Source organism: Opitutia bacterium ISCC 52, from assembly GCA_014529675.2.
Taxonomy (GTDB): domain Bacteria; phylum Verrucomicrobiota; class Verrucomicrobiia; order Opitutales; family UBA2995; genus UBA2995.
In genome coordinates, this window is the sequence record CP076040.1 from 4,807,816 (window position 1) to 4,815,747 (window position 7,932).

Annotated in this window: 9 protein-coding genes; 7 read left to right on the forward strand and 2 right to left on the reverse strand. The window is 47.1% G+C overall.

What is annotated here, in order from left to right; genetic code table 11:
* The first annotated feature begins 9 nt into the window (after positions 1 to 9).
* On the forward strand, positions 10 to 879 hold the full coding sequence (locus GA003_20780; protein ID QXD28398.1) for an aldehyde dehydrogenase family protein: 870 nt from the start codon (positions 10 to 12) through the stop codon (positions 877 to 879).
* A 4-nt stretch (positions 880 to 883) separates the two neighbouring features.
* Here GA003_20780 and GA003_20785 read toward each other — a convergent pair whose 3' ends face one another.
* Positions 884 to 1,846, reverse strand: coding sequence for a ribokinase (locus GA003_20785; protein ID QXD28399.1), 963 nt, complete (start codon positions 1,844 to 1,846; stop codon positions 884 to 886).
* Between the two features lie 187 nt (positions 1,847 to 2,033).
* On the opposite strand from GA003_20785, the gene GA003_20790 reads away from it, so the two are divergent.
* From GA003_20790 to hprK, 6 genes are read left to right on the forward strand one after another with little or no spacing between them, the layout of a single operon-like run.
* Entirely contained in the window at positions 2,034 to 4,094 is a 2,061-nt protein-coding gene (locus GA003_20790; GenBank protein QXD28400.1) for a transketolase, read from the forward strand.
* Between the two features lie 3 nt (positions 4,095 to 4,097).
* On the forward strand, positions 4,098 to 4,643 hold the full coding sequence (locus GA003_20795) for an HAD hydrolase family protein (GenBank protein ID QXD28401.1): 546 nt from the start codon (positions 4,098 to 4,100) through the stop codon (positions 4,641 to 4,643).
* Complete coding sequence (gene lptC, locus GA003_20800; GenBank protein ID QXD28402.1) at positions 4,640 to 5,101, forward strand: LPS export ABC transporter periplasmic protein LptC; 462 nt, start codon at positions 4,640 to 4,642, stop codon at positions 5,099 to 5,101. The genes GA003_20795 and lptC overlap by 4 nt, the downstream gene beginning before the upstream one ends.
* Positions 5,098 to 5,715: a hypothetical protein gene (locus GA003_20805; protein ID QXD28403.1), complete on the forward strand. Its 618-nt coding sequence runs from the start codon at positions 5,098 to 5,100 to the stop codon at positions 5,713 to 5,715. Before lptC ends, GA003_20805 begins: the two co-directional genes overlap by 4 nt.
* A gap of 3 nt (positions 5,716 to 5,718) precedes the next feature.
* Positions 5,719 to 6,450: an LPS export ABC transporter ATP-binding protein gene (gene lptB / locus GA003_20810; GenBank protein ID QXD28404.1), complete on the forward strand. Its 732-nt coding sequence runs from the start codon at positions 5,719 to 5,721 to the stop codon at positions 6,448 to 6,450.
* A gap of 7 nt (positions 6,451 to 6,457) precedes the next feature.
* A complete protein-coding gene (gene hprK / locus GA003_20815) occupies positions 6,458 to 7,426 on the forward strand; it encodes an HPr(Ser) kinase/phosphatase (protein QXD28405.1) in 969 nt (322 codons plus the stop codon).
* Here the strand turns inward: hprK and GA003_20820 are convergent.
* Positions 7,380 to 7,733 (reverse strand): hypothetical protein, encoded by a 354-nt coding sequence (locus GA003_20820; protein ID QXD28406.1) that lies wholly within the window; start codon positions 7,731 to 7,733, stop codon positions 7,380 to 7,382. The genes hprK and GA003_20820 overlap by 47 nt on opposite strands.
* Between the last annotated feature and the right edge of the window lie 199 nt (positions 7,734 to 7,932).

The window sequence follows — 7,932 nt, forward strand, 5'->3', positions numbered from 1 at the left end:
TTTTATTTTATGTCGCGTATACCCGTAACTAAAACTCCTAAAGCTTATGTCGGCGGAAAATTTATCCGCTCTGAGAGTGGGCGTGTCTTTCCTCTCAACAACAAGCGTGGGCAGTTTCTTTGCAATATTCCGCAATGCACACGCAAAGATACACGCAACGCTGTTGAAGTAGCTGGAAAAGCTGGTGGAGTCTGGGCTTCCCGTACTGCCTACAATCGTGGACAGATCCTGTATCGTTTGGGTGAGATGATGGAGGCACGTGCTGAAGAGTTGGCGCAAGCGGTCGCCATTACAGGGACGGTCTCCCTGGCAGCTGCAAGAAGAGAAGTGGCTAGTACGATCGACCGCATTGTCTACTACTCAGGCTGGACGGATAAATACGAACAGGTGCTCGGAAATACGAACCCGGTAGCTGGACCTTTCTTCAACTTTTCAGTTACTGAGCCAGTGGGAGTCATTGGTGTATTCGCTTCTGACTCACCGAGTTTGCTGGGATTGATTTCACAAGTCCTTCCCATCATTACTTCTGGAAATTCAGTCGTGGCTTTGGCCTCGACCACGAATCCTTATCCTGCGGTTCTGCTTGGCGAGATGTTAGCCACCTCAGATCTGCCTGGAGGTGTATTAAACATTCTGACCGGATTTCGGGATGAGTTACTGGAGACTTTCGCCAGCCACGAACATATTCGTGGGCTGGATTTGTCTTTGGATGCTGACGGTAGAAAGGAAGCTGAGATCCTAGCCGCAGAAAGCATCAAGCGCCTGAAGATTCGTGAGCAGGAAAACACCCGTTATTGGAGCTCCGAGAAAGCCCAGTCGGTCTACGCCATCCGCAGCTTCCTGGAATTCAAGACGACCTGGCACCCCATAGGGGTCTGATCTATTATAAGCTGATTCCTTGTTTTTCGATCTCAGCCTCAATTTCAGTTTTGGTAGGCATTGCCGGTGCGGTGCCAAATTTGGTGACTGAAAGTCCTGCAACGACGGACGCATAACTGACTGCTTTTTCGATATCGCCATCGAATTGAACGAGCCCGGATGAGAACCCTCCCACAAATGCATCCCCGGCACCGGTTGTATCTACCACTTCTATTCCTTGGATACAGGGTATCTTATAGTAGCGATCTTCCGTTGATATAAAACAACCGTTTCCGCCAAGGGTGATGATGAAAGTCGAAACTCCAAAGTCTCTGCAAAGATGATGCAATTGGTCTGAGGACAGCGATTGAATGCTGGCTTCGTTAAAGGATGCGTGTTCTTCCGGAAATCGCGCCCGGATCAGATGAGCAAATTCTGTTTCATTGGGTACCAGGATATCTACATAATCCAGCATGCTTGGAGGAAAGTCATCTCTCATGGGAGCTGGGTTCAGTAAGGTGGTTACTTGGTTTTCCCGTGCCAAGCGTAGCGCATGTTCTGCAGCCTCTAAGTTAAACTCTAACTGTGAGACTAATATCTGAGCTTCTGATACTAAAGCTTCAGGAATGTCTGCGGGGCTCAGGAAGTTGTTGGCTCCAAGAGCGACTACGATCTCGTTCTCCCCTCGATCGTTAACAAGAATTGCTGCGGTGCCTGTTGCCTGCTCGGTCTGGATTGCGAGCCGAGAGTCGATGCCCTCTCCCTCGTGGAAGTCCTTTGCAACCTGGGCAAAAGCGTCTTTTCCCGTCGCCCCAATAAAGGCTGTAGGCACGCCTGTTCTGGCTGCTGCTACTGCCTGGTTGGATCCTTTGCCTCCTGGACCTGTATTGAATTCTCCGATTAGGGTCTGCCCTGCGGTAGGGAACTCTGGAAGTTTAAATGTCAGGTCTTGAACGTAGCTGCCGGTAACGACGATAGATGAGGCCATGATTTTCTCTTATTAGGTAGGGTGGTCAGTCAGAAGCGTTTTGGCGGAGAGGCTTTTTTGCCAGTCAATTTAACGAAATTGGGATTCTCTTCAACCAAGTGAGTTTTTGACTTGGCCCATGGACCATTCTTACAAATGTTTTGCTTCGAGGAGAATACGTCCTCAGCTTTCCCAAATTAGTTAAGATATGCATCCGAACTACCGTCCTGATATTCCTTATCCTGAAACCCCGGAAATACTTCAGAAACGAAGTTTACTTGGCCAGAACCTGGACGACGTGGAATCAGTATTGCCTGAGGTCTATAACTGGATGTATCTGTCGCGAAGAACAGATGATCGATTAAGGGATTTGTTTCGCCAAGGTTTGGTCTATGGAACACTGGCTGGAGGTCAGGGAAACGAGGGCATGGCTGCTCCGATCGGTCTCCTTCTTGATCGGGAAAAGGACGTGGTCAGCTTTTCTCACCGGAATTTGGCTTCCCATCTCATTTGGAGCGATCATCTCTGTGATCATCTCTGCCAGTATATGGCTAATTCGGGAAGTCCAACGCTGGGTCGCGAGGGAAACGTGCACCACGGAGATCCTCTTAATCGTAGTCTGCCAATTATTAGCCACCTTGGTCCCATTCTATCTAGTGTCATGGGTGGCATTGATTCTCAAAGGCGGATGGGGCGCGATGCGATCGGTATTGGGTTTTTTGGAGACGGTGCTTCGAGTACAGGTGATATTCATGAGACGATGAATTTTGCTGCGGTACTGAAGATACCGATGATCTTCGTCATCGAGAATAATGAGTACGCCTATTCAACACCTACCAACGAACAGTATATTATTGATTCGTTAGGAAGTCGTGCGACGGCCTATGGCATGGAGTATGTGACTCTCGATATCTCAAAGACTGCCGACATCGTGAGTGAGCTGAATCGTGTATTCCAACAAACGCGCGATTCCGGGATTCCGATCGTCGTTGAGGTTAAAACGTTACGCCTACAAGGACATGCTGCCTATGACACATGTCACTATTTGACGGACGATATCATTGAAGGATGGAAAAAACGTGATGCCAATCCTCTCCTGCGTCAGAAGCTGATTGACGCTCATGGGGAGTCACCAATCAAGGACTCCGAAGCCATTATCGATGCCTATCTAGAAGAGTGTATCAAAGTCTCTCTCGCTCAGCCTCAGATCGAAGAACAAGATTTGGAAGGCGAACAATTCTCTAACTCCGTCCATGGCTTTCAATGGAAGCAAGCCGGCAAGGAGTTAAAGAACCTAACCTTTGCCCAAGCTTTAAACCATGCCCACAAAATGATTCTTGAGGAGTCTGATGAAGCGCTGGTTATGGGGCAGGATATCGCAACTTACGGTGGCGCTTTTAAAGTAACGGATGAACTCTATGAGCTATTTGGTCGGTCGAAGGTAATCAATACGCCACTCGCTGAATCGGCTACGGTGGGTTATGGAATCGGTCTGGCTTTCAATGGTCATCGCCCAATCATCGAATTTCAGTTTGCCGACTTCGCTACCGATGCAACGACTCAGATCTGTCTCAATGCAGGTACCTTTTATTACCGCTGCGGAGCATCTATCCCGATGGTAATGCGTTTCCCGGGTGGTGGCGGGTTGACCTTTGGTTCCTTTCACTCTCAAGAACTGGAGGCCATGTATACTCAGTTCCCTGGGCTCAAGGTGCTCTATCCGAGCTCGGTGCAAGATGCGTTCGATTGTATGTTAGCGGCCTACGATTCAAATGATCCAGTGCTGCTTTTCGAGCATAAAGGGCTCTATCGTGGCCTTCGTGATAACGTGACTATCAGTAATGATTATCATCATGTTTGGAAACCAAGAATGGTGAGAGAAGGCAATGTCGCTACGATTGTAAGCTATGGTTTTATGGTCGGTCTCTGTGAGAAGGTCTGTGACTACTTGGCCGATGAGTACGAATACGATTTTGAACTGATTGATCTGCGCGCTTTGAAACCTGTTGACCTGGATCCCATCCGTGAGTCGGTCCGGAAGACAGGACGTTTAATAGTCGTCCACGAAGCACGACGAAACACTGGGTTTGGGGCCGAGGTGGTAAGCCAGATTTGCGAAGAATTATTCTTCGACATGGAAGCCTCGCCTCTGAGAATTGGATCGCTAGATGCACCGGTTCCATTTGCCGCTACCTTAGAGCGACAATACATGCCCACCAAAGAGTCGATTATCCGGGACATCATAAACTGGTTAGATAAAATTAGCTAGAGTATGTTCAACGATAGCCAAGAAACTACTTCATCTCATTCTTTGGATTGGGAAAAGATTAAGCTACTAGTTCTCGACGTTGACGGTGTTTTAACGGATGGAACTGTTTTTGTTGGGCCCGATGGCTACGAACTGAAGCAATTCTGTGTGTTGGATGGCATGGGTCTGATCTGCGTCAGAAAAGTAGGTGTGAGCCTTGCAGTTATTTCCGGTCGCTTATCACCGGCTACCACTTCACGCATGAACGAACTCAGTTTCGATCATATCATCCAAGGTCGAAAGGATAAGCGTTCTGCTCTGGAAGAGTTGGCTGAACAATTAGGTGTGGATAGCCAGGCCATTTGTTATATGGGCGACGATGTTATTGATGTCCCAGCGATCGAGTATGCAGGGATTGGCGTGTCTCCTCCCAATGGCGTTCCTATGGCTTTGGAATCCGCGGACTACGTTACAAAAATAACCGGTGGGTTAGGTGCTGTAAGAGAAGTATGTGACCGAATCCTTGAAAGTAGGAACGAGAGTGTGCTTAATCTGTCTACATCGTCATGACCACTCAGCTTTTAAAGCGAATTTTTCGCCGTGGATGTATCCCCTTGGCTCTGTTGGCCTTTGTCTTCGGCCTCCCCGTAAACTCTCAGATTCTTCCCGATGCTCCTATCGAAGGTGTCACGGTAACTATATTTAGTGACGAAGGTTACAAGCTTTGGAATCTCCAAGGGAGTTCCGTTGCCTATAATGAAGCTGGAGGAGTTGAGGTTAAGGAGATGGACCTTGAGATTTATCAAGGGCAGGAAGAAAAGGAAATAGATATGCACATCGTGGGTGCGCAAGCGCTGTATGAATCCGAAAATCAAACCGTTGCCGGTGAAGGTGGTGTGTTTGTCGACGGAGACTTTTACGATATTGAAGGCGACAATTGGAAATACTCGCAGGACGAAAGAATTGTCCAAGTGACTTCCAATGTGAAGGTGGTTATCGATTATGAATTGGAGGCATTCCTGAAATGAAGCATCAAATATTTACAGCTCTTCTACTATTGTTGGGAGTACTAGTTTCCTTCGCTCAGGAAGAGGGCGATGAAACGCTCGATCTTAAAAATACCATTCTCTATGGCGATTACCTGGAGATGAAAAGTGGTGATGAGATTTCGGAGTTTAACCTGACGGGAAATGTGAATGTAATCGCCACAAATCTGGAGCTGACCAGTGATGAGCTTTACATCGTCGCCTTGAAAAAAGGGGATGCCGACGCGACTGTTACGGAGATGGGAAAAATCACAAAGTTCACTGCAACTGGGAACGTGAAGATTATCACGGAGGGCAGAACCGCTGAAGCGGGTCATGCTGAGTTTATGCCCGAGGAGAAGACGGTTGTTTTAACAATCGATCCTGTCGTGACTGATGACGGTCGAACCGTATCGGGGGAACGAATTACCTGGTCGCATGGTGATCGCCGAGCTCAAGTTGAAGGTGGAGACCAGCATCGCGTGAAGGTCACTTTGGGCACCCTTCCAGATACTGGATTTGATCCCAATGCACCGGATGAAGAAGGCAGTGAAGCAGAAGCATCACTCGAAGAGGAAGTTGCTCCCGAAGAAGCATCCGCCACAAATCCACAATAGCTTATGGCATCTCCGGTTACAGTTTCCACTCATGAGCTCGAAAAGAGTTACTCAAGCAAACGGGTCGTCAATAAAGTAAATGTCAACGTGACGGCAGGCGAAGTGGTTGGCCTTCTTGGGCCCAACGGAGCAGGAAAGACCACCACCTTCTATATGATTGTGGGCTTGATTCCCGCATCGGGTGGGCGAGTCCTGGTTGGCGATTCGGACATCACACATTTCTCAATGCATAAACGCTCACGCTTGGGAATCGGGTATTTGCCACAGGAGCCCTCTGTCTTTCGCAACCTTTCAGTTATAGACAATATAAAAGCCATTGTGGAGACATTGCCTATTCCCAGAAAGGCGAGGAAAGAGAGGGTGGAAAAGCATCTCGAAGAACTCCATCTTACACAGATAGCTAAACAAAAGGCATATACCTTAAGTGGAGGCGAACGTCGTCGACTCGAAATTTCTCGTGCTTTGGTTACAGAACCAAAGTTTCTGCTCATGGATGAACCCTTTAGTGGTGTGGATCCAATTAATGTAGCAGAAGTACAGAAGATTGTTCTGGAGCTGAGCGAAAAGGGTATTGGTATACTTATAACGGATCACAGTGTGCGTGAAACCTTAGGTATCGTGGATCGAGCCTACCTGCTTCACAACGGTGAGGTCCTTCGCGAAGGTACCAGTGACTTTTTGATCAATGATGAAGTAAGCCGGGAATTTTACCTCGGCGAAAATTTTAATATGTAGTCGAACTATGGATCTCCGAGCCAAACCCAAGATTGTCGAGAGCATTGAAGTAAACCTCTTCTATGATAAGTTTAAGGACAATTTGAAGCTTTCACTGGTTGCCGGAGACGAGGGGCTAAAGAAGGTAATCAAGGAGAAGAGTATCAATCGCCCCGGTATTGCGTTGTCCGGATTCCTGGAGTCCTTTGCTGCGCGTCGAATACAACTATTTGGGGCGGGCGAGATGGCTTATATGAAGACCCTCTCCCATGCAGCTCAGGAAGATATTCTCCTCAAGTTTGCTGAGAGAGAAATCCCTTGTATCGTCGTATCCCGTGACTTGGAACCCACCCGAATCATGATAGAAGTAGCCAACCGTTATGACATCGCTCTGTTTCGTACGCCGATGAGTTCTAAGGATATCGTGACAACGGCGACCGTATTGTTGGAGCATGAATTTGCCCCTATGGTTACCGAGCATGGAACGATGCTGGATATTAAGGGTATTGGTACCTTCCTAAGGGGAAAAAGCGGCATTGGAAAAAGCGAATGTGCCTTAGCCTTAATCGAGCGAGGCCATAGTTTGGTTGCCGATGATCTTACTTACATTCGATTAATTAATGAGCAGGAACTCTTGGCGCATAGCTCTGAATTAAACCGAGGTTATATGGAGTGTCGTGGTATTGGTATTATCAATGTTGGCGATCTCTTCGGTATTCGAAATGTGCGTTTGGAAAAGCGGATTGATTTGGTCGTTACGTTTGATGAATGGTCTGCTGAACACGACGAAGATCGAACGGGATTAGAAGAAAGCTTCTTCAACATTCTCGGTATCGATGTTCCGCAAATTGAGATTTATATTCGACCCGGTAGAGACCTTGCGCGCTTAGTGGAAGTAGCGGCGATGGTTCGCGCGGCGAAGATCATGGGACATGACTCTGCGAAGGATTTTAACGATCGTCTGATTGCTCACATGGCAAAAGGAAACAAGGAATAATTTTTTTCACCAAAAGTTTTTCTTTTTCCCATGTTCTTTTTGACCTCTTTAACAGGATGATTGCTTCCTCTGGCGCACGAAGTGTCTTTCCTAAATGGCTTGTACAGATAAGCTTCTGGCGTTGTTGAATGAAGGTAACAATTTCAATACTTTCTTTTAAAAAGTTATCAGCACTCCGCTGTGAATAACTTGTGTGAAAGTTCATCTTGAAAATAGGAAAAAAAGCGCGATTCTTATTCTCTATTGCGGGTGGCAAATGATTCGGTTGCACAACGACTGAATCGTTGCCCCTTTCTTTTCTTCTCATTTTGAGAGGCTTGGTTTTGTAAATAGTTGGTTGTTAGCTATTTAATTAATTTAGCCCCACTTTCTATTTCTTTCACCGCTTTTCTCGACTACAACTATGACTCAAATGCTCGATAACTTACTTCAACAGACCTTATTTATCACGCCCGCTGCAGCAGTGGGAATTACTCTTGTGAATAAATCATAGGTCCTCGGAGTAA

Bases quoted from the DNA above. Each gene is read 5' to 3' on its own strand.
- GA003_20780 (QXD28398.1), top strand. From the start codon at position 10: ATGTCGCGTATACCCGTAACTAAAACTCCTAAAGCTTATGTCGGCGGA.
- GA003_20785 (QXD28399.1), bottom strand. From the start codon at position 1,846: ATGGCCTCATCTATCGTCGTTACCGGCAGCTACGTTCAAGACCTGACA.
- GA003_20790 (QXD28400.1), top strand. From the start codon at position 2,034: ATGCATCCGAACTACCGTCCTGATATTCCTTATCCTGAAACCCCGGAA.
- GA003_20795 (QXD28401.1), top strand. From the start codon at position 4,098: ATGTTCAACGATAGCCAAGAAACTACTTCATCTCATTCTTTGGATTGG.
- lptC (QXD28402.1), top strand. From the start codon at position 4,640: ATGACCACTCAGCTTTTAAAGCGAATTTTTCGCCGTGGATGTATCCCC.
- GA003_20805 (QXD28403.1), top strand. From the start codon at position 5,098: ATGAAGCATCAAATATTTACAGCTCTTCTACTATTGTTGGGAGTACTA.
- lptB (QXD28404.1), top strand. From the start codon at position 5,719: ATGGCATCTCCGGTTACAGTTTCCACTCATGAGCTCGAAAAGAGTTAC.
- hprK (QXD28405.1), top strand. From the start codon at position 6,458: ATGGATCTCCGAGCCAAACCCAAGATTGTCGAGAGCATTGAAGTAAAC.
- GA003_20820 (QXD28406.1), bottom strand. From the start codon at position 7,733: ATGAGAAGAAAAGAAAGGGGCAACGATTCAGTCGTTGTGCAACCGAAT.